Annotated in this window: 20 protein-coding genes, 1 other RNA gene and 2 other annotated features; of the genes, 18 read left to right on the top strand and 3 right to left on the bottom strand. The window is 42.8% G+C overall.

Annotated features, from left to right (window positions below):
- The first annotated feature begins 51 nt into the window (after positions 1–51).
- The 4 genes from recJ to dtd all read left to right on the top strand — a co-directional run bounded on the left by recJ (position 52) and on the right by dtd (position 5,729).
- Entirely contained in the window at positions 52–2,394 is a 2,343-nt protein-coding gene (recJ, locus tag JOC33_RS17515; RefSeq protein WP_205093842.1) for a single-stranded-DNA-specific exonuclease RecJ, read from the top strand.
- Positions 2,384–2,896 (top strand): adenine phosphoribosyltransferase, encoded by a 513-nt coding sequence (locus tag JOC33_RS17520; protein WP_205093843.1) that lies wholly within the window; start codon positions 2,384–2,386, stop codon positions 2,894–2,896. The genes recJ and JOC33_RS17520 overlap by 11 nt, the downstream gene beginning before the upstream one ends.
- Positions 2,897–3,067: 171 nt before the next feature.
- A complete protein-coding gene (locus tag JOC33_RS17525) occupies positions 3,068–5,269 on the top strand; it encodes a RelA/SpoT family protein (protein ID WP_205093844.1) in 2,202 nt (733 codons plus the stop codon).
- Positions 5,270–5,282: 13 nt separating this feature from the next.
- The gene (gene dtd, locus JOC33_RS17530; protein WP_205093845.1) at positions 5,283–5,729 is read left to right on the top strand and encodes a D-aminoacyl-tRNA deacylase; all 447 of its coding nucleotides are present in this window, start codon (positions 5,283–5,285) and stop codon (positions 5,727–5,729) included.
- 243 nt (positions 5,730–5,972) lie between these two features.
- Here dtd and JOC33_RS17535 read toward each other — a convergent pair whose 3' ends face one another.
- Positions 5,973–7,436, bottom strand: a complete 1,464-nt coding sequence (locus JOC33_RS17535; protein ID WP_205093846.1) for an N-acetylmuramoyl-L-alanine amidase family protein — start codon at positions 7,434–7,436, stop codon at positions 5,973–5,975.
- A 175-nt stretch (positions 7,437–7,611) separates the two neighbouring features.
- Positions 7,612–7,837: a binding site (T-box leader), on the top strand.
- A 70-nt stretch (positions 7,838–7,907) separates the two neighbouring features.
- Here JOC33_RS17535 and hisS point away from each other — a divergent pair.
- The 3 genes from hisS (at position 7,908) to ssrS (ending at position 11,249) form a co-directional block, all read left to right on the top strand.
- Complete coding sequence (gene hisS / locus JOC33_RS17540; RefSeq protein ID WP_205093847.1) at positions 7,908–9,185, top strand: histidine--tRNA ligase; 1,278 nt, start codon at positions 7,908–7,910, stop codon at positions 9,183–9,185.
- 1 nt (position 9,186) lies between these two features.
- Entirely contained in the window at positions 9,187–10,974 is a 1,788-nt protein-coding gene (aspS, locus tag JOC33_RS17545) for an aspartate--tRNA ligase (RefSeq protein WP_205093848.1), read from the top strand.
- 92 nt (positions 10,975–11,066) lie between these two features.
- Positions 11,067–11,249, top strand: a non-coding RNA gene (gene ssrS / locus JOC33_RS17550) — 6S RNA.
- 195 nt (positions 11,250–11,444) lie between these two features.
- Here ssrS and JOC33_RS17555 read toward each other — a convergent pair.
- Together JOC33_RS17555 and JOC33_RS17560 are read right to left on the bottom strand one after the other, a co-directional pair.
- Entirely contained in the window at positions 11,445–12,122 is a 678-nt protein-coding gene (locus JOC33_RS17555; RefSeq protein WP_205093849.1) for an RsfA family transcriptional regulator, read from the bottom strand.
- A 108-nt stretch (positions 12,123–12,230) separates the two neighbouring features.
- On the bottom strand, positions 12,231–13,508 hold the full coding sequence (locus tag JOC33_RS17560; RefSeq protein WP_205093850.1) for a replication-associated recombination protein A: 1,278 nt from the start codon (positions 13,506–13,508) through the stop codon (positions 12,231–12,233).
- 242 nt (positions 13,509–13,750) lie between these two features.
- Between JOC33_RS17560 and cymR the strand changes: the two genes are divergently transcribed.
- The 11 genes from cymR (at position 13,751) to JOC33_RS17615 (ending at position 25,080) form a co-directional block, all read left to right on the top strand.
- Positions 13,751–14,170, top strand: coding sequence for a cysteine metabolism transcriptional regulator CymR (cymR, locus tag JOC33_RS17565; RefSeq protein WP_205093851.1), 420 nt, complete (start codon positions 13,751–13,753; stop codon positions 14,168–14,170).
- Positions 14,171–14,191: 21 nt separating this feature from the next.
- The gene (locus JOC33_RS17570; RefSeq protein WP_205093852.1) at positions 14,192–15,334 is read left to right on the top strand and encodes a cysteine desulfurase family protein; all 1,143 of its coding nucleotides are present in this window, start codon (positions 14,192–14,194) and stop codon (positions 15,332–15,334) included.
- A gap of 24 nt (positions 15,335–15,358) precedes the next feature.
- Positions 15,359–16,471, top strand: a complete 1,113-nt coding sequence (gene mnmA, locus JOC33_RS17575) for a tRNA 2-thiouridine(34) synthase MnmA (protein WP_205093853.1) — start codon at positions 15,359–15,361, stop codon at positions 16,469–16,471.
- A 95-nt stretch (positions 16,472–16,566) separates the two neighbouring features.
- On the top strand, positions 16,567–17,241 hold the full coding sequence (locus JOC33_RS17580) for a tetratricopeptide repeat protein (RefSeq protein WP_205093854.1): 675 nt from the start codon (positions 16,567–16,569) through the stop codon (positions 17,239–17,241).
- Positions 17,242–17,262: 21 nt separating this feature from the next.
- Positions 17,263–19,584 carry an SF1B family DNA helicase RecD2 gene (gene recD2, locus JOC33_RS17585; protein WP_205093855.1) on the top strand — a complete coding sequence of 774 codons (2,322 nt, stop codon included), beginning with the start codon at positions 17,263–17,265 and terminating at the stop codon, positions 19,582–19,584.
- 176 nt (positions 19,585–19,760) lie between these two features.
- On the top strand, positions 19,761–19,937 hold the full coding sequence (locus JOC33_RS17590; protein WP_205093856.1) for a hypothetical protein: 177 nt from the start codon (positions 19,761–19,763) through the stop codon (positions 19,935–19,937).
- Between the two features lie 2 nt (positions 19,938–19,939).
- Positions 19,940–21,001, top strand: coding sequence for an AI-2E family transporter (locus JOC33_RS17595; RefSeq protein ID WP_205093857.1), 1,062 nt, complete (start codon positions 19,940–19,942; stop codon positions 20,999–21,001).
- Between the two features lie 52 nt (positions 21,002–21,053).
- Positions 21,054–21,263 (top strand) — a binding site (T-box leader).
- Positions 21,264–21,398: 135 nt separating this feature from the next.
- Entirely contained in the window at positions 21,399–24,026 is a 2,628-nt protein-coding gene (gene alaS, locus JOC33_RS17600; protein ID WP_205093858.1) for an alanine--tRNA ligase, read from the top strand.
- A gap of 73 nt (positions 24,027–24,099) precedes the next feature.
- Positions 24,100–24,366 carry an IreB family regulatory phosphoprotein gene (locus tag JOC33_RS17605; protein ID WP_205093859.1) on the top strand — a complete coding sequence of 89 codons (267 nt, stop codon included), beginning with the start codon at positions 24,100–24,102 and terminating at the stop codon, positions 24,364–24,366.
- A gap of 1 nt (position 24,367) precedes the next feature.
- The gene (ruvX, locus tag JOC33_RS17610) at positions 24,368–24,784 is read left to right on the top strand and encodes a Holliday junction resolvase RuvX (protein WP_205093860.1); all 417 of its coding nucleotides are present in this window, start codon (positions 24,368–24,370) and stop codon (positions 24,782–24,784) included.
- Positions 24,785–24,798: 14 nt separating this feature from the next.
- Positions 24,799–25,080 carry a DUF1292 domain-containing protein gene (locus JOC33_RS17615; protein ID WP_205093861.1) on the top strand — a complete coding sequence of 94 codons (282 nt, stop codon included), beginning with the start codon at positions 24,799–24,801 and terminating at the stop codon, positions 25,078–25,080.
- Positions 25,081–25,113 lie beyond the last annotated feature (33 nt).

The raw sequence follows: 25,113 nt of genomic DNA on the forward strand, positions 1-25,113 counted from the left end.
TTTGCTACCCCTGATTCGCTCTAGTATAATGAGTGGGTCAGGGGTGAACGTATGTTAAAAAGTAAAATGAAATGGAAATTTACATATAATGAGACGCATAAAGAAGCGGGTTTTTTATCAGACCTTTCGCTTTCATCATTAACAAAAAGATTATTGTGGCAAAGGGACCTGACGGATCCTGAAAGTGTCGGCCGTTTTCTGTCTCCCTCACTTGAACAATTACATGACCCATTTCTGATGGATGGGATGGATAAAGCGATAGAAAGAGTGAGAACCGCCATTCAGCGCGAAGAGGAAATCCTTGTTTTTGGGGATTATGATGCCGATGGTGTGAGCGCCACTACTGTTATGGTAGAGACTTTGCGAGAAGCTGGAGCCAAATGCGATTATTACATACCGAACCGTTTTACAGAAGGCTACGGCCCTAATGAAGCAGCATTCAGGGATGCCAAAGAAAATGGTGTGGATATCATCATAACTGTGGATACTGGAATTGCAGCAATTGAAGAAGCGGATATTGCTAAAGAACTCGGGATGGACTTGATTATCACCGATCACCATGAGGTACAGGAAAAGCTTCCAGATGCTTATGCAATCGTCCATCCGAAAGCTTCCACAGATTATCCTTTTCAGGAACTGGCTGGTGTTGGAGTCGCCTTCAAGTTCGCCGAAGCTCTTTTCGGAAGGCTTCCTGAAGAGCTGTTAGATTTAGTCGTCATTGGTACGATTGCTGACCTCGTACCGCTTCGGGATGAAAACCGGGTTCTGGCTTACTATGGTCTAAAGGCGATATCTAATTCATCTCGTCCAGGCATCAAGGCCTTGCGAAGAATATGCGGGATTGAAGGGGAAATGAATGAAGAATCCATTGGCTTCATGATCGGACCAAGGATAAATGCAGTTGGGCGACTTCAGGATGCATCTCCGGCAGTTGAGCTATTATTGACAAAAGATCCATCAAGGGCAGAAGAACTGGCGGATTTTATAGACAAGCTGAATAAAGAACGCCAAAAAATAGTCGCAGAAATTGCTGAAGAAGCTGAAAGAATGTTAGAGGAAGATGCTACCGGGAACAATGAATCCGTAATTGTCATCGGTAAAGCTGGTTGGAATCCCGGTGTATTAGGAATTGTAGCCTCACGTCTTGTCGGCCGTTTCGATCGTCCGGCAATAGTGCTGAGCTTCGACGAAGAAACACAGGAAGCAAAAGGTTCAGCACGGAGTATTGAGGCATTCGATTTATTTGTAAATTGCATGAAAGTAAAACATTTGTTTAAACATTTTGGAGGCCATGCACAGGCTGCTGGTATGACGCTCCCTATAGAAAATATAAATGAGCTCCGAAGAGAATTGAACCAGATGGCTGATGAACATTTGTCACCTGAAGATTTTGCTCAAGCGATGGAAGTGGAAGAAACTATTAATATCGCTGAGTTAGACTTAAAACAAATCGAGGAAATTGACAAACTGAGTCCATTTGGTATGGGCAACCCAAAACCGATATTCCATATAGTCCACCCGCCTAAAGAAATCAGGCAGATTGGCAGTAAACAGAACCATTTGAAATTACAGTTTTCAAAAGAGGGTACTATGCTCGATGGTATAGCTTTCGGGATGGGGGAACTGTTCGGTGAAATCTCTCCCCATGCAAATCTGGAGGCAATTGGAGAACTTGGTATCAACGAATGGAATGGAAGAAAGAAGATCCAGCTGATGATTAAAGATATCCGCGTTTCTGAATGGCAGCTGTTCGATTATCGTGGCTCCCGCTACGTCGAAAAGAAACTTTCCCTTGCCGATACTTCCAGTCATCTCGCTATTTCCTTCAATGGAGAAACAAAAAGTGTGGCTGATATTCCTGCAGTAGGTCCAGAACAGCTTAATCTTTATGACCCAGCACATATAAAGGGGCTTGTCCTGCTTGACCTCCCTGCCAGTTTGGAAGATTTAGCAGCTATAATTAAAAAGACCATACCAGAGAAAGTGTATGCGTGCTACCGGGTATCAGATGGTGCTTTTCTCAATAAATTACCATCCAGAGATGATTTTAAATGGTTCTATGCCTTATTACTGAAACAAAAATCACTTGATTTAAACAAGGATGCCAGAAAAATAGGTTCCTATAAAGGCTGGGACAAAGCTACTATTGTTTTTATATCCCAGGTGTTTTTTGACTTAGAGTTTGTTAAAATAGAAAATGGACTAATTTCGCTTCATCCTTCTCCATCCAAGAAGGATTTGAGTGAATCGGAAACGTATCAAAAGAAAATACATCAATTACAGGTAGAGAAACAGCTCTATTATTCGAATTATCGGGAGCTGAGAGCCTGGTTTGACCAGTATCTCGGGGAAAAGGATCAGGCTGTTAAGGAGGAAGTTACACATGGATTTTAAAGAACATATTGCTATTGTTGAAGATTGGCCGAAAAAAGGGGTCAAATTTAAGGATATCACTCCACTAATGGATAATGGCAAAGCATTTAAAGCTGCTGTCGATGAAATTGTGGAATACGCCAAGTCCCGGGATATTGACTTGATTGTCGGCCCAGAAGCACGAGGATTTATAGTTGGATGTCCTGTCTCCTACGCACTTGAAGCAGGCTTCGCCCCCGTTCGGAAAGAAGGAAAACTGCCACGGGAAACGATTAAAGTCGATTACGGTCTGGAATATGGCAAAGATGTTCTTACCATTCATAAAGATGCCATCAAACCAGGACAGCGTGTTTTAATTACGGATGACCTATTAGCGACAGGCGGTACGATCGAAGCAACCATCAAGCTTGTGGAAGAGCTTGGAGGTATTGTGGCCGGATGTGCATTTTTGATTGAACTGACTTACCTCCATGGCAGAGATAAATTGAAAGGGCACGATGTCCTGACATTGATGCAATACTAATAAAGGGGAGTGCCCTGAAATATGGGTACTCCTTGTTTACACTTTTTGAAGAGTACGGCAGGTATTGGAAAGCAGCATGTTTCCCTTTACATTTTCCGATCTTTTTTTGATAATGAAAAACAACTACCTCAATAGATAAAGGTACATGAGGAAAGAAACCAGGGTGATTAGATGTCGAAAGACAAAATTCTGAGCGCAGAAGAAGTGATAAACGGTGCAAGTCAGTATTTAAGCCAGGAAGATACTGACTTTATTCGTCATGCTTACGAATTTGCCGAAAACGCTCATAAAGATCAATATCGAAAATCAGGAGAACCATACATCATCCACCCGATTCAGGTGGCGGGCATACTAGTCAACCTGGAAATGGACCCGGAAACTATCGCTGGTGGTTTTCTTCATGATGTGGTAGAAGATACAGATTTCTCCATAGAAGCGATCGAACAAGCCTTTAACAAGGAAGTAGCTATGCTTGTCGACGGTGTCACCAAGCTAGGAAAAATCAAGTACAAATCGAAGGAAGCCCAGCAGGCAGAAAATCATAGAAAAATGTTTGTAGCTATGGCTAAAGATATCCGCGTTATTCTTATCAAACTTGCGGACCGCCTTCATAATATGCGTACATTGAAACATCTCCCGCCGGAGAAACAGAGACGGATTTCGAATGAAACCCTTGAAATATTTGCACCTTTAGCGCACCGCTTAGGTATTTCAACAATTAAATGGGAGTTGGAAGATACTGCCCTTCGTTATTTAAACCCTCAGCAGTATTACCGCATAGTCCATTTGATGAAACAAAAGCGGAATGAGCGGGAGTATTATATCGAAGACGTAATGAAAGAAATTGAGGAAAGGCTAGATGAAGTCAATATAGATGCGGAAATATCCGGCCGGCCCAAGCACCTCTACAGTATCTATCGCAAAATGGTCCTTCAGAACAAGCAGTTCAATGAAATTTATGATTTACTGGCGGTACGGGTTACCGTCAATAACATAAAGGATTGTTATGCAGTACTCGGCATCATCCATACCTGTTGGAAACCGATGCCTGGAAGGTTCAAGGATTATATTGCCATGCCAAAACCAAATCTGTATCAGTCACTCCACACTACTGTTATCGGGCCCAAGGGTGACCCTTTGGAGGTACAGATAAGAACGCACGAAATGCATGAAATAGCTGAATACGGTATCGCAGCCCATTGGGCTTATAAAGAAGGCGGACAAGTGAATCCGACCAAACAGTCCTTTGAGGAAAAACTGACGTGGTTCAGGGAGATACTGGAATGGCAGAATGAGACACATGATGCTGAAGAATTCATGGAATCTCTTAAGGTCGACCTATTTTCGGATATGGTATATGTATTCACCCCAAAAGGTGACGTTATCGAGCTTCCATCAGGCTCTGTTCCTGTTGACTTTGCCTATCGAATCCATACGGAAGTTGGCAACCATACTATTGGCGCGAAAGTTAATGGCAAGATGGAGCCGCTTGATTACAAGCTTAAAACTGGAGATATTGTTGAGATGATGACCTCCAAGCATTCTTATGGGCCTTCCAAGGATTGGATCAAGCTTGCACAAACTTCTCAGGCGAAAAATAAAATCAAACAATTTTTCAAAAAGCAGCGCAGAGAAGAAAATATATTAAAAGGCAAAGAGCTGGTCGAAAAAGAAATCAAGGCGATGGACCTTCCACCTAAGGAAGTTCTCACAGCAGAAAATCTCGACCGAGTATCGGAAAAATTCAATTTCAGTACGGAAGAAGATATGTTTGCTGCTGTTGGTTATCAAGGAATTACGGCAGCACAAATTGCTACAAGACTGACAGAAAAAATACGCAAGCAAAAAGAAAAAGAACAAAATCTTCAAGAAACCTTGGAAGAAGTGAATACAGAAGTCAAATCCAAGCCTTCAGGCAGAAGAGATTCAGGCGTGAAAGTCAAAGGAGTTGACAACCTCCTTGTAAGGCTCTCCAAGTGTTGTAATCCCGTACCAGGTGACGATATCATCGGGTATATCACGAAAGGCAGAGGGGTGTCTGTTCATCGTACGGACTGCCCTAATGTACAGACAGAAGAGGCTGAAACAAGGCTTCTTCCCGTCGAATGGGAAGGCATGGGGACTGATTCCAAACAATACCATGTTGATTTAGAAATATCTGGTTATGACAGACGTGGGTTATTGAATGAAGTCCTTCAGGCAGTAAATGAAACAAAAACGAATATTACTGCTGTTTCAGGGAAGTCGGATCGAAATAAGATGGCTACAATCAACATTACGATTTTGATTCAAAATATCAATCATTTGAGGAAAATAGTAGATAGAATAAAGCAGATACCAGAAGTATATACCGTAAGAAGAATGATGCAGTAAGGAGTTCTTGTTTATGAAAGCAGTCATACAACGTGCAGAAAATGCTTCCGTAACCGTGGAAGGCCGAACAACTGGGGAAATCGATTTTGGGATTGTTGTCTTATTAGGCGTCACTCATGAAGATACGGCAGAGGATGCAAAGTATCTTGTCAACAAGATTTTGAACCTGCGTATTTTTGAAGATGAAGCAGGGAAAATGAACCTCAGTTTGAAAGACACCAAAGGTAAACTGCTGAGTATATCTCAGTTTACTTTATATGGGGATACCAGGAAAGGACGCAGGCCGAATTTTATGGCAGCAGCCAAACCAGATAAAGCCAAAGAGCTTTATGAAACTTTTAACCGTTTAGTTGAGGATGAAGGCGTTATTCTTGCTGAGGGTGCATTTGGTGAAATGATGGACGTAAAGCTGAACAATGTAGGCCCTGTGACCTTGATTTTAGATAGTAAGGAAAGATAGCTCTAAATATTATTTCAAATAAAAAATCCAGTGGAGAAGAACATAATCTCCGCTGGATTTTTTTATTTGGCACGTCATAGACAAGGGGCACAAGGTGAAATATCATTTACCATAATTGTGTATTTACCCAACCATTAACCCAAACAACTTTTTTCATCGAAAAAAAGGACGCCTCAAGGGAGTCTATTATAGACTTTTGAGACAGTCCCTTTTATAAGTACTCCATGATTGTATGATGACTAGTTACTTAAAATAATTATTAAGTCCGTTTACAATGCCTTCTGCAACTTGATTCTGATAGGAAGATGTCTTGACCAGTTGTTCTTCTTTCGTATTTGAAAGGAATCCCAGTTCAAGCAGTACAGCCGGCTTGTTATTATTGCGGATAACATGGTAGTCGCTTTGCTTTGCACCGCGGTCTCTTAAACCGGTAGCTCGTACAAGACCCCGCTGTAGATTCGCTGCCAGACTCCTGTCCCCGCTTTCGGCATAAAATGTATTAAGTCCTCTTGCACTTGGGGAGGGCGGGAAGCTATTATAGTGTAAACTGATAAATACATCAGCATTAGAACTGTTTGACAAGGAAGTTCTGCCAAATAATGAAACGTATGTATCATTACTTCGCGTCATAATAACTTTTGCCCCTGCAGCCTTCAGATACGCTTTCACGCGAAACGCGGTATCCAGGGTAATGTGTTTCTCATAAGAACCTCTTGCGCCTATAGCACCGCTGTCTCTTCCGCCATGCCCGGCATCAAGTATTATTATCTTGTTAGAAAGTTTTCCTTTTGCAGGAGTAGAAGACCCATTGCTTGGTGTGACAATCCATCCCGCGACATAAGCGGTATCAGATCCATTTTGGATTTTATACCAGCTGCCTTCTTTAGCTAAAACTCTGAATCTATCACCTTTATGAGCCCTGTCTAAAATAGAATAGCTGGTCGATGGACCGCTTCTCAGGTTTGTCCCATCATAGTTCAAAACAACATATTGACTGGTGCTTCCTGTCTGGCTGTCAGCTTTCTTCGTTAACCAGCCTGCAATCCAGCCGGTATCACCATCTGATAACTTGACCTGGTACCAGTCGTTTTGTTTTTCTAAGTATCTAAGTTCATCTCCACTATGTACCTGGTCGATTACTTTTCCACTTAGTGAACCACTGTTTCTTACATTTAGCACTGGTACATCCACAATCACGGTCCCACTATAGCTTGCGTGTGTTGGTTGTGATTGTTCACTGGTGTTTTGAGAGATCGTACTTGTGTAATCACCATGAACCCACCCATTGAGTCCGTTCCTGTTGATTTTGAGCCAATCCCCTTTCTGGGAAACGACTTTGGCCTGATCCCCTTTCATCAGATGTGAAAGGATTTTTGAGTTTGTATTTGGCTCGGTACGAATTCTTAGGTAGTTGTAGTCGGATTTAATCATCTCTGACTGTTTAACCTGTACCAGCCATTTTGCTACCCAGGCGGTGCGGGTGTTCCACTGGATTTTCACCCAATTCTGTTTTTCGTCAACGATATGATAGGATTCACTCCTATGTACTTGACCAATCCGGTCATAGTGTGTTCCCGGACCTTCTCTGACATTGAGGGTGTCTACGTTCACAATTGCGTCGTCCGCGTATGCGGAAGTGGTGAATGCAGTTACACCAAGGATTGTCAGAAAAAGGATGCCAAGTAACTGATGCAGCCTTAAGACCAATTATCCCTGCCTCCTTTTTGTTCGTTATTCGTGCTTAATTTTACCATTTCGACAAAATATAAGAAATACCTTTTTTTGATCACTTTTTTTCTTGCAAAAGTACTATAAATGAAATCAGACACTTGACTTTGCCTTCTTCGCGTCATATGATAATAATCAATTCAAAAAAGAGTCGTAAAAACCGATGAGGGAAAAAGTAGTCAGATTCCCATATGGACAGAGAAGAAATGCCACTAGGCTGAAAGCATTTCTCCATGTGCCCTGATGAAAGACATTCTTTAGGTTCTGTATCGAACAACCTAGTAGGTACAGACGTATGCAGGCGTTAACTGTATGGAGCGGAAACACGGTGAAAGCCTGTTTCAACCAGGGTGGCAACGCGGGTAACTCCCGTCCCTTATACATAAGGGACGGGAGTTTTTTGTATGTAACTGCCAATCCCTTCCAAAAATACAGAGGAGGAAGTTGATCATGAACATAAAAGGCCCAAGAGGCACGCAGGATATTCTTCCAGGAAATTCAGAGCAATGGCAATATGTTGAAAGTACCTTAATGGAACTTTGCAAGAGATATAACTATAAAGAAATCCGCACACCTATCTTTGAGCAGACGGAGTTGTTCCAGCGAAGTGTAGGGGATACCACAGATATAGTCCAAAAGGAAATGTACACATTTACCGATCGTGGCGACAGGAGTCTGACACTCCGGCCAGAGGGAACAGCCTCTGTTGTCAGGTCGTTTGTCCAAAATAAGGTATTCGGGCAGCCTTCCCAGCCCACGAAATATTTCTATATCGGACCAATGTTCCGCTATGAACGTCCGCAGCAAGGCAGAATGCGGCAATTTTACCAGTTTGGGATTGAGGCACTCGGCAGTGCTGACCCCGCTATTGATGCTGAAGTACTTGCATTAGCATTGAACAGTTATCAGGAACTTGGGTTAAAGTCGCTTAAGCTTGTAATCAACAGTCTTGGAGATAATGAAAGCAGGCAGCAACACAGGGAGGCACTGATTGCCCACTTTGCACCATATCGGACAGAACTTTGTCAAGACTGCCAAACCCGTCTCGATAAAAATCCACTTCGTGTTCTTGACTGCAAGAAAGACAGGGATCACCCGGCAATGGAATCTGCACCATCAGTTCTTGACTATTTGAACGATTATTCCCGAAATTATTTTAATAAAGTGAAAGTCTATCTGGACACGATGGGAATTGATTATGTGGTTGATAAAAACCTTGTGCGCGGTCTTGACTATTACAACCACACGGCATTTGAGATCATGAGTGATGCTGAAGGGTTTGGAGCCATCACCACATTGAGCGGCGGTGGAAGGTACAATGGTCTTGTCGAGGAAATGGGTGGGCCAGAAACGCCTGGCATCGGGTTCGCCATGAGTATTGAACGCCTATTAATGGCCCTGGAGGCGGAAGGTATTCAGCTTCCAATCGATGACACCCTGGATTGTTATTTTGTAGCGATGGGGGACGAAGCAAAAACAGAAACAGTACGATTGGCGTACCTGCTAAGAAAAAATGGCATCCAAGTGGATAAGGATTATTTAGACCGAAAGCTGAAAGCTCAATTTAAATCGGCGGACCGTCTAAAAGCAAAATATGTAATAGTGCTGGGTGAACAGGAATTGGCTGAAAATAAAGCTAATGTAAAAAAAATGACCACTGGTGAACAAATAGAAGTATCACTTGATGAACTGGTCAGTTACCTAAAGAAGGAACTAGGAGGAAAATAAAATGGAGAGACATCACGGCGGTCTTTTACGGGAAGAGCATATTGGAAACCAAGTTGTATTAAAAGGTTGGGTGCAAAAGCGCAGAGACCTCGGTGGTTTGATATTCATCGATCTGCGTGACCGCTCTGGTATTGTTCAGGTCGTATTCAATCCGGAGGTTTCGAGAGAATCGTTAGAAACAGCTGAGCAGGTCCGGAATGAGTATGTCCTGGAAATTCACGGTAAAGTACTCAGCAGGAGTGAGGATACCATCAACGAAAATCTGGCAACAGGTTCCATTGAAGTACAAGCGGAGAAAGTAGTGATTTTGAATAAATCCAAGAACCCTCCTTTCATGCTGGAAGATGAAACGGATGTTGCAGAAGAGCTTCGTTTGAAGTACCGTTATTTGGATCTTCGGAGAAAACCGATGCAGGAAACTTTCCAACTTCGGCACAAGACCAATCAGGTCGTTCGTAATTTCTTGAATGAAGATGGATATCTAGAGATGGAAACACCGATGCTGACAAAGAGCACTCCCGAGGGAGCAAGGGATTATCTGGTACCAAGTCGTGTACACCCTGGTGAGTTTTACGCTTTACCTCAGTCGCCACAGCTGTTCAAGCAGCTTCTGATGTTGTCCGGTTTTGAGAAATATTATCAAATCGCCCGCTGTTTCCGTGATGAAGATCTTCGCGCTGACAGACAGCCTGAATTTACCCAGATCGATATCGAAACTTCCTTCCTGTCCAAGGAAGAGATCATGGACATGACGGAACGGATGATGCAGCAGGTAATGAAGGAGGTTAAAGGAATTGAACTTCCATTACCGCTCCCGCGAATGAGATATGAAGAGGCCATGGAACGTTATGGGTCAGATAAACCGGATACGCGCTTTGGTATGGAGCTTGTCAATATTTCCGAACTTGTGAAGGAATCTGGGTTCCAAGTATTCAGTGGAGCAGTAGCCTCTGGTGGTCAGGTGAGCGCCATCAATGTCACTGGCAAAGCGGATAGTTTTTCAAGAAAAGATATTGATAAGCTTACAGAATTTGTGAAAGGATATGGGGCAAAAGGATTGGCTTGGCTCAAAGCTGGGAAAGACAATGACTTAAACGGTCCGATTGCTAAGTTTATCAGTGAAGAAGAAGCAAACGGACTTGTAGATGCATTGGAAATCAAAGAAGGGGACTTGCTGCTTTTTGTTGCAGATAAAATATCTGTAGTACAGGAAAGCCTTGGATCGTTAAGGTTAAAACTTGGCAAGGAGCTTGAACTGATTGATGAAAGTAAATTTAATTTCTTATGGGTGACAGATTGGCCACTTTTCGAGTATGACGAAGAAGCAGGCCGCTATTTTGCAGCCCACCATCCTTTTACTATGCCTGTGGAAGAGGAATTGGAAATGCTTGAAACTGACCCGGGACATGTGCATGCGGAAGCATATGACCTTGTGTTGAATGGTTATGAATTAGGTGGGGGATCATTACGTATTCACCGGAAAGAAATACAGGAAAAGATGTTTAAAGTACTGGGATTCTCTGAAGAAGAGGCTCAGGACCAGTTCGGGTTCTTGCTTGAAGCTTTGGAATATGGTGCTCCACCGCATGGAGGTATTGCGTTAGGATTGGATCGGATCGTTATGCTGCTCGCCGGCCGCAACAACTTGCGTGATACGATTCTATTCCCAAAAACTGCTTCTGCCTCCTGTCTGCTCACCGAGGCCCCAGGTGGTGTGAGCAAAGCTCAGATGGAAGAATTACATCTCAAAACTGTGGATAAGAAAGCAGGGGAAGAAGAAGGAACGTAATGGAAATGTAACAATAATATGGCAGATCTTGTTACAATAATTATTGAAATTCCTACTTCCGTATGCTATTATTTTAATACAAAGTAAATGAACCAATCCTGATGTGTACGTTGTTCTAATGTACGTTTTGACCGAACATTGAAGTTTAGGGAGCCTGGAGTTTTTGTGTGGAGTGCATGCCTCGTAAGCTGGGGAAGCATGAAGCAGAAAGCAGGGCACCCACCTGCTAGGAGCGGGTTCAAAACTCATGAAACAACGGCACGATTGGGATTGGAAATACATAAAAAAGACCTTGGGGCTATCCTCAAGGTCTTTTTATTGGTTAGAAAAAGTATAGATATTTTTATGGACGTGTTATCCCTTCCAAGTCTTATGCTTTCCTCTTTATGACAGGGAACGCCGCGGCAAGGACTTAAGCTGGTCGGGGTAAGGAAGGCGTTTCTACTTTTAATCTGTAATGTTTATTTTGTTTATCTTGCGACTTGTTCGAGATTACCGTTTCGCTCCATGCGAAATTGTGGTTTTGTAGGGTTCCCATCCTCATCAAACACAATCATTTTACGGGCTCTATCCATGATTTGGATAAGCACTTGATAGTCTTCCTTCATAGTTACCAGCTGGTTTTGCAGTTTGACATACTGTTTTTCCAGACGTTCGTTTTCCTGCTTGAGGCGTTCATTCTCCTCTGCAAACTTATCCAGTTTCGTCAATTCGTTCGAATTGGAGGTCATACTCGATTGCAGCTGATGAAGGTATTGAATAACTCTCTGAAGATCTAAATCTTGCTTAACTTCTTCCTCTTTACCTGCCGAAAAATCGGTGGCAGTAGTCGAATAAGAATTGTGGGAGAAAGTTGGTTCTGTTTTTGGGAAATAAGCTTTCTTGGTTTGTTTCTTCGGTTCTTCTGCAGCTTCTGCCCGTTTCTTTTCTTTCCTTTGCTTCTTTGCAATTTCAATAGCCTGATCATACTTCTGCCGTACTTCTGCATTCCATCGGAACCCACAGGCAGCTGATGTTCTGTTTAGCGCGTCTCCGACTTCATCGAAGGCTTTTAATTGGGTGCTGCCTTCGCGGATATGACGAAGAACTGTTTCTGCCAATAATAAATCATCCTCATGAGACCAAGCATCTTGTCTTACTTTTGTCATTTAAATTCACTCCTATTCTTAAAGGTCATATCTAGTAGTTTTAAAAACTAGTTTGTTATTTTTATCCATATTCTGACCAATAAAAATAGGAAATATACAAGGTGAAAATTATTTTGTCTTTTTTTGATTTATTTTTTCATAGACTTGCTTCATTGCCTGCTCGAATTTGCCTGTTGATAATGGCTTGTAATACTGTTTTTGGTTGATTTGATCAGGGAGATATTGTTGATCTACCCAGGCATTCTCATAATTGTGGGGATATTTATAATCTATTCCCCTCCCAAGCTTTTCTGCTCCTTTATAGTGGGAATCTTTTAAATGTACAGGAACATCCCCGCTATTGCCTTTCCGTATATCCATGAGAGCCTCATCAAGTGCCTTATAAGCACTGTTGGATTTAGGTGAAAGCGCCAATTCCGATACCGCTACAGATAGGGGGATTCTTGCTTCTGGAAACCCCAGTCGCTCTGCTGCTTCGACAGCAGCAATTGCCCTAGGGCCGGCTTGAGGGTTGGCCAGCCCGATATCTTCATATGCGATGACGATCATTCGTCTTGCAATGCTGTCAAGGTCTCCTGCTTCAATAAGGCGTCCAAGGTAATGGAGTGCTGCATTGATATCACTTCCCCGAATCGACTTTTGAAACGCGGAAAGGACATCATAGTGAGCATCTCCATTCTTATCATGGGAAAAACTTTTCTTCTGCATACATTCTTCTGCTGTCTCTAATTCAATACGTATGACGCCAGCCTGGTCAGCAGGGGTAGAATAAGCTGCGAGTTCAAGTCCATTTAATGCTGCCCTTAAGTCTCCGTTAGCCGATTGGGAAAAATGTTTTAACGCATCTTTCGTAATATCCAGCTGAAGTTCCCCAAGCCCTTCCTTATCGTCTTCCATGGCGCTCCTCAATGCATCCTCAATGTCTTCAGCCGTCAATCGATACAGTTCAAATAAATGACACCTGCTTCTGATGGCCGGATTGATGGAGTGATATGGATTGCTTGTGGTACAACCAATCAATGTGAGCAAGTTGCTCTCTAAATGCGGGAGTAAAAAATCCTGTTTTCCCTTATCCAGTCGATGGACTTCATCTAGTATAAGGACGAGCCTGCCGTGCATTTTTGCTTCTTCAACTGCAATTTCCATATCCTTTTTTTTATCAGTTACAGCGTTCAGCGTCTTGAAAGGGAGACGCAGGCTTTTAGCTAGTGCCATGGCCATTGATGTTTTTCCAGTACCCGGAGGGCCGAATAATATCATGGAGGCAAGCCGATTAGCTTCCACCATCCGACGAATGGTCTTCCCTTCTGATACCAGATGCTTTTGGCCGATTATTCCATCTATGTCTGTTGGCCGCATTCGAAATGCGAGAGGTTGTTGTTTCATTCGTAGATCCCCTTTGTCCAGGATTATGTATCTAAGCTTAGCCACAATTTATGAGGAATGCAAGAGCAGCCCATTCATGCTATAATATCGAATGTTATAATAGTAGAGAAGCAGTGGTGAAATGCCCCGAATAGAGGGAAGGGCAGGCGTAGGATAAATGTCTGCCGGTCTTTTTTTGTTTTAATTATGCATTGTCATTTTATAATAAATCAGTGATTTTTTAATAATAAAGGGTGAATTGAATGAAAATATCTACTAAAGGCCGTTATGGATTAACAATTATGATCGAACTTGCGAAAAGGTATGGAGAAGGGCCTATTTCCCTGAAACAGATAGCGAGGGAAAAAGGGCTTTCTGAGCATTATCTGGAGCAATTGGTTGCTCCGCTCAGAAATGCAAGTCTGGTGAAAAGTGTCCGGGGTGCGTATGGCGGATATATGCTGACGAAAGCACCACACGAGATCACAGCCGGTGATGTTATTCGCGTCCTTGAAGGACCAATCACCCCAGTAGAAGGAATCGAGGATGAAGAACCTGCTAAACAGGCGCTTTGGAAAAGGGTCAGAGATGCAGTTAAAGAGGTTTTAGATACCACCACATTGGAAGATTTGAAAGATCACGTGGATGACCAGACGCAAGATGCGTATATGTTCTATATATAAGAAAGTTGGAAGTGATGTATAATGACTAATATTTATCTTGATCATGCCGCGACTACTCCAGTTCATCCTCAGGTAATAGAAGCGATGGTTCCCGTTTATCAAGAGGTGTTTGGGAATCCTTCCAGCGTCCATCAATTTGGAAGGAAGGCAAGAAGGATTCTGGACGAGGCTCGGCGTACAATGGCAGACAGCATCCACTGTAACGAGAAAGAAGTCATTTTTACGGGCAGTGGCACAGAAGCAGACAATATGGCCATCATTGGCGCAGCGCGGGCGAACAGAGAAAAGGGAAACCATATTATTACAACGGCTATAGAACATCATGCAGTTCTACATGCGGCTGAACAGTTGAAGAAGGAAGGCTTCATTGTCACTTACCTGGAACCAGACGTAAACGGAAGAATAACAGCCGAGGATGTAGCTGATGCTTTGACAGAAGAAACGATTGTTGTATCCGTGATGATGGTAAACAATGAAACAGGGGTAATCCAGCCCATCCCTGAGATAGGGGAAATAGTTTCCAGCCATCAGGCTTATTTTCACACCGACGCTGTCCAGGCGTTTGGAACAATGCCAATAGATGTAAACGAGTTACAAGTCGATCTGCTTGCTGTGTCTGCCCACAAGATAAATGGCCCCAAAGGTGTAGGTTTCTTATACGCTAAGGAAGGCACCATACTTGAGACTCTGCATCATGGGGGAGAACAAGAACGGAAGAGGCGTCCGGGCACAGAAAATCTGCCGGGAGTCAAAGGTTTCGAGGCAGCTGTCCAAATGGTGATGCAGGAAAAAGAGGATCGGCAAGACGCTTATCGTTTATACAAAAATATTTTTCTCGATATTTTAAGAAAAGAAGAAATAGAGTTCTCCATCAATGGTGACCCGGAAAAATCGGTTGATACGATCATTAATATTAGTTTCACAGGGACGAATGTCGAAGCATTATTGACGAATTTTGACCTTGCAGGAGTGGCTGCTTCCAGCGGAAGTGCATGTACGGCAGGTTCCGTGGAGCCGTCACACGTCCTGTCTGCGATGTATGGCTCGGAAGATGAGCGTGTTTATAATTCGATTCGCTTCAGTTTCGGTCTTGCAAACAATGAAGCAAATGTAAAGGAAGCAGCTGAAAATGTTTGTAAAATCGTCAACAGACTCAAGAGGTAACTACGAAAAGAAAAAGGTGATAGTATGAAAGACCCGAAAGATATCCGTGTCGTAGTCGGTATGAGCGGCGGAGTAGATTCCTCCGTAGCAGCATTGCTCTTGAAAGAGCAGGGGTATGATGTAGTTGGTATTTTTATGAAGAATTGGGATGATACCGATGAATTCGGTGTGTGTACCGCAACGGAAGACTATGAGGATGTCATCCGGGTGTGCAACCAGCTGGATATTCCGTATTATGCGGTTAATTTTGAAAAGCAGTATTGGGAAAAGGTATTCACTTACTTTCTCGATGAATATAAATCCGGCAGGACGCCTAACCCGGACGTCATGTGTAATAAAGAAATAAAATTCAAGGCTTTTCTTGACCATGCTATATCTCTTGGGGCAGATTATCTGGCAACAGGACACTATGCACAGGTCAGAGAAACAGATGGTAAATTTGAGATGCTCCGTGGAATTGATAACAATAAAGACCAGACGTATTTCTTGAACCAGTTATCACAGGATGTACTATCGCAGGTGATGTTTCCACTGGGACATCTCGAGAAAAAGGAAGTTCGGGAAATAGCAATGGAACATGGACTGGCTACAGCTTCTAAAAAAGATAGCACAGGAATTTGTTTTATCGGGGAAAGGAACTTCAAGGATTTTCTCAGCGAATACCTGCCCGCCCAGCCTGGTGAAATGCAGACACTTGACGGAGAAGTGAAGGGGAAGCATGATGGTTTGATGTATTACACATTAGGGCAACGGCAAGGACTCGGGATTGGAGGAGCAGGCGATCCATGGTTTGTTGTAGGAAAAAATCTTGAAGATAACGTTTTGTATGTCGGTCAAGGCTACCATCATGATGCTTTATATTCTGATGGTCTGACTGCTTCGCAGGTCAATTGGATCAGCATGGATCCACCGACAGAACCTTTGAAATGTACAGCGAAATTCCGTTATCGCCAGAATGACAGCGGAGTTATGGTACACCCGTCAGAGGATGGCAGACTAAAAGTAGTGTTTGATAATCCGCAGAGAGCAATTACTCCAGGACAGGCTGTCGTATTTTATGATGGAGAGGTCTGCCTCGGGGGAGCTACGATTGACGAAGTAATCAAGAACAATCAGTTCGTATCTTTTGTAGGATAAAAATTGCCGCTCAGGGAAGTCATGTCTAGCGTTTACGGGGCATGACTTTTTCTGTTTCAAACAGTAATAAGTTAAGAAAAATGGGAGGAGAGACAATGGATAAACTTACCAAAGGTATAGAAGAAATGAAAAAACAAAATCTTGAAGAAGCAGCAAAATGGTTCACAGAAGCAATAGAAGAAAACCCTGATGAACCACTTGGTTATATAAATTTCGGTAACCTGTTACTGCATATGAAAGATTTTGAACGGGCGGAACGATTCTTTATGAGGGCATTAGAAAAGGACGAACACGCAGCCACTGCATTCTACGGACTAGGCAACACCTATTATGAGCAAGAAAATTATTCAAAAGCTCAGGAGCATTTTCTACATGCCGTCCAAGAAGGGTTACAGGAAGCGGATGTCCATTTCATGCTTGGAATGACTTTCGTCCATCAAGAACACCACAAATTGGCGCTTCCTTATTTAATGACAGCGGCAGAACTTGCACCTGAAGATGTGGATATCCAATTTCAATATGGGCTTTGTCTTGCTCAGAGTGGTGAGTTAGAACAAGCTGAACAAACAATGAACGATGTGCTACAATTGGAACAAAATCACAGTGATGCTTACTATAATTTAGGGGTTATCGCATTATATAAAGATAATGCGGAAAGAGCTTTGGAAACCTTTGAAAAGGCACTGGAGCTTCAGCCGGATCATATGCTGGCTGCAAACGGCAAGAAACAAGTGGAAGCCTTGCTTAATGAAACTCAGGACAAACGATAGAAAGGGGGAACCCTGGGAGCAATGGAAAAAGAGTATGATCACGTTCATCCCGAAGAAGAAGGTTATATCAAAGGAACATTGAATCGGATGATTTTCCATAATGATACGGAGCATTTTTCCATAGCTTCCATCCGGGTTTCCGACACGAATGAAAAGATTGAGGAAAAAGAGCTTGTTGTTAAAGGATATTTTTCACCTTTGGAAGAAGGAGAAAGCTATCTATTTCAGGGAGATATGCAGCATCATCCGAAATTCGGAAAACAGTATCAGGTACATTTTTATAAGCGAGTATTGCCGGACACAAAAGATGGTTTGATTGCATATCTCTCAAGTGACCTCTTTCAAGGCATTGGTAAAAAAACGGCAGAAAAAATCTATCAGCATTTGGGTTCCCAAGCGGTATCCGCCATCTTGAATGATAAAACAGTATTAACGAAGGTACCCGGGTTAAAAAAACAGACCGGAGATAGACTTTATGAAGCGCTTAAGGAGCATCAAGGCTTTGAGCATGTTGTTATCCATGTATCCAAATATGGATTAGGTCTTAAAATGGCCCAGAAAATTTATGAAGTTTTTAAAGATGAGGCAATGAAAATTCTCCAGGAAGACCCTTATCAGCTAGTCTTTTACGTCGAGGGGTTCGGTTTCCAGCGAGCGGATGAGGTTGCCCAGACGAACAATGTGCCTCTTGACCATCCTACAAGAATCCGGGCAGCTTGTTTATACATCCTTCAGCAAAGCTTTCAGTCGGGACATGTCTACCTGCCTACGGAAGAAATTCTGGATCAGGTAGAACGACTGTTGAATGGAAAAAAGCAATGGGTCACTTTTGAACAGCTGTCCGAGCAATTGATTCGTATGGGGGAGGAAGGAATCGTCCGGATGGAGGAGGATCGTGTCTACCTGCCTTCTTTATACTTCGCAGAAAACGGTTTCTGCTACCAATTGGAACGTATTATGAGAGAGCCCATCGAAAAAGAATATACACAGGCGGAGCTGCTTAAAATCATTGGCACCATAGAAGAGGAAGAATCACTTAGCTATGGAGAGGATCAGTTCCGATCGATTGAAAAGGCGCTCCATTCAAAAGTAATGATCTTAACCGGTGGCCCAGGAACAGGAAAAACGACTGTCATTAAAGGGATTTTGCGGGCTTATGCCGAGTTGAATGATTTGTCGCTTAAGAATGAAGATTATGATCAGGACGAGCCTTTCCCGTTCATTTTGACCGCTCCAACAGGCCGTGCTGCAAAACGGATGAATGAATCTACCGGCATACCGGCTATGACGATCCATCGGCTGCTCGGCTGGGATGGAAAGGATTCTTTTGAAAAAAATCAGAATAACCAGCTCAAAGGAAAAGTGTTAATTGTAGATGAATTTTCTATGGTAGATATATGGCTGGCTAATCAACTTGTCCGTGCGGTTCCGTCCTCCATGCAGGTGCTGCTTGTTGGAGATGAGGATCAACTCCCATCCGTCGGGCCCGGCCAGGTATTGGCGGATATGCTCGCTTCAGGCAAGCTTCCTGCTGTCCAATTGAATGAGGTCTATCGGCAAAAGGAAGGTTCTCGCATTATTCAGCTCGCTCATGAAATAAAGAATAATCAATGCTCCACATCCTCCTTGCGTAAAGAAAAAGACTTTACCTTTATCGATGCCAGAGAACATCAACTATTGGACCTAGTTACCAAAATCGTAAAAAAAGCGATCGATAAGGGAATTGAACGCAGGGAAATCCAGGTACTCGCCCCGATGTATCGGACCCAGATCGGGATTCATCGACTGAATGAGGCTATCCAGGAACTTGTGAATCCTCCAAGTAAACAAAAGCGCAGTATCACGTATAAAGACTGGGTTTACCGTAGTGGGGATAAAGTGATTCAGCTTGTCAACCAGCCTGAGGAGGGTGTATTCAATGGAGATATCGGCGAAATAGTAACGATTTTCCGTGAAGATGAAAATGTCGATCAAGTAGAGCAGGTAGTCATAGATTTTGATGGCAAAGAAGTTGTTTACCCCAAGAAAGATCTAAGTAATATTGCCCTTGCTTATTGTACTTCGATTCATAAATCCCAAGGCTCGGAATTTGCAATAGTTATTCTTCCCGTAGCAAGAAGCTACAAAAGAATGCTACGAAAAAACCTGCTTTATACAGCCATAACCAGAAGTAAACAATCATTGATTATATGCGGAGATAAACACGCTTTCTTGGAAGGAGTCAATACAGAAGATACTAATCGACGTTATACTCGCCTCCAAGAAAAGCTTTCCGCAGAGGAAACACCTTTTTATTCAGAAGAAGAAGAAGAGGAAGCACTCTCCCCTTATGATTTTATGTAGCTTTTCAACACGGCGTATCCATGACAAAGGATGCGCCGTTAGTTGATCACACTGCTTTTTATCATAAATGTATATGATTGGGAATTGTTGGGCAATATACCAGCTAAAAGCGTGCTTCTCGAAAAGGAGTCTATCTTCACTTACTTTCGAGTCACATTTAAAAAGGAGTTTTCACCTTGATTTGCCCAAATTGCCAACGTAAAGATATTGGAAAAATAGGAACCAATCAGTACTATTGCTGGAATTGCTTCATTGAACTTTCTTATGAAAAAGGAAGATTGAATGTTCATCAGATTGAAGAGGATGGCAGCCTGAGCTCATTGAATGATCTCTTTTATCAGGAAGCAGAATAGTCATGGAGGATAAAATCCGGCGTGCCTTATACAAAATCGTACTCCTGATTTTCGTTCTCTTATGTCTGTTTCTATTGGCCAAGCTGTTTCCCTACTATAATGGCATGCTTCTGGGACTTTGGAGAATCATGATCCCTTTTTTGATTTCGGGTTTCATTGCATTTCTCTTACATCCTATTGTAGAAAAACTGCACGAAGCATCCATGCCGCGATGGGCAGCAATTCTGGTGATATTTTCAACATTCTTTGCAGCGGCAGGCTTCGCTATCTATAAAGGACTGCCCAGGATGATCGACCAGTTGAAGGCATTGAATGATCAGCTGCCCGAATTTGCAGAAGCATACAGAGGTTTTATTAATGGAATCTATCAAAGAACTTCAGATTTTCCAGAAGGTTTTCATGATCAGCTGAGTGAGATATTAATAAGCATGGAAGCATGGGCCAATGAGCGAATTACAATGCTGTTAGCAAGTTTGAGCAATATGGTGGAAGTAATGATCATCGCGGCCGTGATTCCTGTGCTTACATTTTATTTCCTTAAGGACTTCGATAGAATGAAAGGGGTCTGTAAAAAACTGACGCCCAAGCGTTTTCAGTCAGAGGGAAAGCATCTGCTTGAGGATATTAGTATATCGCTGGGCGGTTATATTCGGGGGCAGCTGCTGGTTTGTCTGTTTGTGGGTTTATTTTCATTTCTCGGATTCTGGATTATTGGCATTAAATACCCACTGCTCCTCGGTATAGTAATAGGAGCCACTAACATAATTCCTTATTTCGGTCCTCTCCTGGGAGCTATTCCGGCTGTTATCATCGCCATGACCACTTCCTGGAAAATGGTTGTGTTTGTTCTGATTACAATCATCATTGTTCAGATGCTTGAAGGAAATCTATTGTCCCCTTATATTGTCGGTAAAAGTATCCATATTCATCCTATTCTGATTATACTGGCTTTATTAGTCGGGGAAGAGGTGGCCGGCGTTCTTGGTATGATACTTGCTGTACCTGTTTTGACCTGTTTGAAGGTTCTGCTTGAGCACCTGTGGGAGGCTCGGGCTCTTCATTGACAGTAGAAGAATAGTTTTCTATAATAGCGCATAGCAACTGAAATATAGATTAATGAATATGAAGAAGGAAATGAGTATGCAACAGACCATTCTTTAAGAGAGGGATTCCATGGCTGGAAGAATCCTGGATGAAGGGTTGCAGAAGCTATTCTGGAGTGCGGTAAAAATCCGCCGGCAGCGCACCGTTACCCGCGTCCAAGGTGGTGGATGAAAGTTATCCATAATCAGGGTGGTACCGCGGAAATTGAATCCCGTCCCTGCTCATTAGAGCCGGGGCGGGATTTTTATACTTTAGAAAGGTTAACTTTGTTAAAGGATTAAAGTAAAAACAAAACTAAGGCTTTCGCGACAAGCCAAGTATTTCTAATCCATAAAACCAATCAAGGAGGATTTATTCATGAAAAAACTTACTTCTGCTCAAGTCCGTCAAATGTATCTGGACTTTTTTAAAGAGAAAAACCACCGGATCGAGCCTAGTGCTTCCCTGGTGCCTCATGAAGATCCGTCATTACTGTGGATCAACAGTGGTGTCGCAACATTGAAGAAATATTTTGATGGAAGGGTAATTCCTGATAACCCAAGAATTGTGAATGCACAGAAATCAATCCGGACTAATGATATTGAGAATGTAGGGAAGACTGCTCGTCACCACACATTTTTTGAAATGCTGGGCAATTTCTCGATCGGCGATTATTTTAAAGAGGAAGCGATCATTTGGGGATGGGAATTTCTTACAAGCCCTGATTGGATTGGTTTTGAACCAGAAAAGCTCTCTGTTACCGTCCACCCGGAGGACGATGAGGCATATGAGATTTGGAGAGATAAAGTTGGCGTGCCCGAAGAACGAATCATTCGGCTGGAGGAAAATTTCTGGGATATCGGGGAAGGTCCAAGTGGTCCCAATACGGAAATCTTTTTTGACCGTGGAGAAAGTTATGGAAATAATCCGGAAGACCCTGAGTTATATCCGGGCGGGGAAAATGAACGTTATCTGGAAATATGGAACCTCGTTTTCTCCCAGTTCAACCATAACCCTGATGACACTTATACGCCTCTTCCGAAGAAAAACATTGATACAGGTATGGGACTGGAACGGATGGTGTGTGTCATACAGGATACGCCAACTAATTTTGAGACAGATCTTTTTATGCCGATCATTAAGGATACGGAAAAGCTTACAGGGGTGAAGTATGGAGACAAAGAAGCCTATGATGTCGCTTTTAAAGTGATTGCCGATCACATCCGTACGGTGAGCTTCGCGATTGGGGATGGAGCATTGCCATCGAATGAGGGCAGAGGGTATGTTCTTAGACGCCTGCTCCGCAGGGCAGTCCGTTATGCGAAGCAAATTGGAATTGATGAACCGTTCATGTTCAAGCTAGTTCCACAGGTCGCTGTTATTATGGCTGATTTTTATCCGGAGTTGACGGAGAAGCAAGGATTTATCAAGAATGTTATCAAGACCGAGGAAGAACGTTTTCATGAAACCTTGAATGATGGATTAGCCATTTTATCCGATATCATTAAACTGGAAACTGCAAAGGGCAGCAGTGTCTTCCCAGGGCAAGAAGTGTTCCGCCTATATGATACGTATGGTTTTCCAAAGGAACTTACGGAGGAATACGTAGAAGAAGCGGGTTTCACGATTGACGAAGCTGGTTTTGAAGCAGAAATGGAAAAACAAAGGAACCGTGCCAGAAGTGCTCGTCAAAAATCAGGGTCGATGCAGGTACAGGAAGGTGTATTAGGCGAAGTTCACGCTGACAGTACATTTGTTGGTTATGATAGGCTTACTTCCGAGGCGAAAATTGTTGAATTGATTAAGGATAAAGCATTTGCCTCATCTGCAGAGGCAGGGGAAGTCGTATATCTATTCCTGGACAAGACACCATTTTATGCAGAAAGCGGCGGTCAGGTTGCCGATACGGGAATCATTCATAATGACCATGTAGAGATTGAAGTAACCAATGTACAAAAAGCGCCAAATGGCCAGAACATGCATGAAGCTACTGTGAAAAAAGGTACGCTGTACAAAGGGGATGCTGTTACAGCCAACGTTGACCCTGGTTCACGTACGTTCATCGTAAAAAACCACACAGCAACACACCTGCTCCATCAGGCCTTAAAGGATGTACTTGGAGATCATGTAAATCAGGCAGGTTCCCTGGTAGCTCCAGATAGGCTGCGTTTTGACTTTTCTCATTTTGGATCTGTCTCCGAAGAAGAAATCAATAAAATCGAGGCAATTGTTAACGATAAAATATGGAAGTCCATACCTGTTGCTGTAGAATACAGTTCGCTGCAGGAAGCGAAAGACAAAGGAGTTATGGCTTTATTCGGAGAAAAGTATGGTGATGAAGTGCGCATTGTGCAGGTTGGCGATTACAGTTTAGAACTATGCGGAGGGTGTCATGTTCACAATACTGCTGAAATTGGTTTATTTAAAATTGTTTCTGAAGCAGGCATCGGTGCAGGAACTAGAAGAATGGAAGCTGTCACTGCCAAAGCAGCCTATTCATTCATGAATGAAAAGCAGGCATTACTGAGTGAAGCAGCTGCCCGGTTGAAAACCAAACAGGACCAAGTCCCAGAGCGTATTGATGTCCTGCACCAGGAATTGAAATCTCTTCAAAGAGAAAATGAATCATTGACAAGTAAATTGTCCAATATGGAAGCAAGCTCTATTCTGGAGGAAGTAGAAGAAGTGAATGGAATCAAAGTCTTAGCTAAGAAGGTTGATGTAAAAGACAGCAATGCCCTTCGGAACATGCTTGATGAATTGAAACAGAAATTGGCTTCAGGAATTATTCTTTTAGCCGCACCTAAAGGGGAAAAAGTGCAATTGATCGCAGGAGTTTCCAAGGACCTTGTTGAACAAGGTTATCATGCAGGAAACCTCATAAAAGGTGCAGCGAACAGATGCGGAGGCGGCGGAGGAGGCCGTCCGGACATGGCTCAGGCAGGAGGCAAGGATGTATCAAAGATAGACGAAGCTCTTAACTACGCTAAGGAGTACGTTCAATAACCCTCCTGTTTTTCAAACGTCCCAATAAGGTATATAATGGAGTAAATAATGAAAAGGTGCGAGGTGTTGACAAATGAGTTCAATGGATAAAACAATGAAATTTAATTTTTCAGAGGAACCGTTCGATCAGGATGTGCGGTCTGTACTTCTCTCTGTGCATGAGTCCCTGCAGGAAAAGGGATATAATCCGATCAATCAAATCGTCGGTTACCTGCTATCCGGTGATCCAGCCTATATCCCTCGCCACAAAGACGCAAGAAATCTCATCAGGAAAATGGAACGGGATGAATTAATTGAAGAACTGGTGAAATACTATTTGGAGGGAAACAGAGACAAATAAAATGAAGACAGCAGGATTAGATGTAGGTGAGAAAACGATTGGGGTTGCAGTTTCCGATGCGTTCGGATGGACAGCTCAGGGTCTCACCACAATTAAATGGCAGGAGCCTGAATTTAAAACAGCGCAGGAATCCCTGAAGGAAATCATCCAGCAACATGACGTTTCCAAGGTAGTCATCGGTCTTCCGAAAAATATGAATGGCACTATCGGTCCGCGCGGTGAAGCGAGCAAGGATTTTGGCAGCCATGTTGAAAAGACATTTCAGCTGCCGGTTGTATATTGGGACGAACGTCTGACAACAATGGCAGCTGAACGTGTACTATTAAGTGCAGATGTCAGCCGGAAGAAACGTAAAAAAGTGATAGACAAGATGGCTGCAGTTATCATTCTGCAAAGCTACCTTGATTCCAATCAATAAAGGAGTGGCGTGACATGGCATTAGAAGAACAAGAAAGAATCATAATCCCTGATGAAAATGGGGAAGAACATCTCTTTGAAGTTCTTTTCACCTTTGATGTAGATGAAACAAACCAATCGTATATCGCAGTTGTTCCTGCAGAACAGAAAGAAGACGAAGAAGTAGAAGTCTTTGCATTCCGTTATGAAGAAAAAGAAGGCGATGATGACGATCTCGCGCTTTATCAAATTGAGACCGATGAAGAATGGAATATGGTGGAAGAGACTTTAAATACGCTGACCGAAGAGCAAGAATAAAGAAAAAGCGCTCCCAAATCTGGGAGCGTTTTT

This window comes from Thalassobacillus pellis, from assembly GCF_016908295.1.
GTDB classification, from domain to species: Bacteria; Bacillota; Bacilli; order Bacillales; family Halobacillaceae; genus Thalassobacillus; species Thalassobacillus pellis.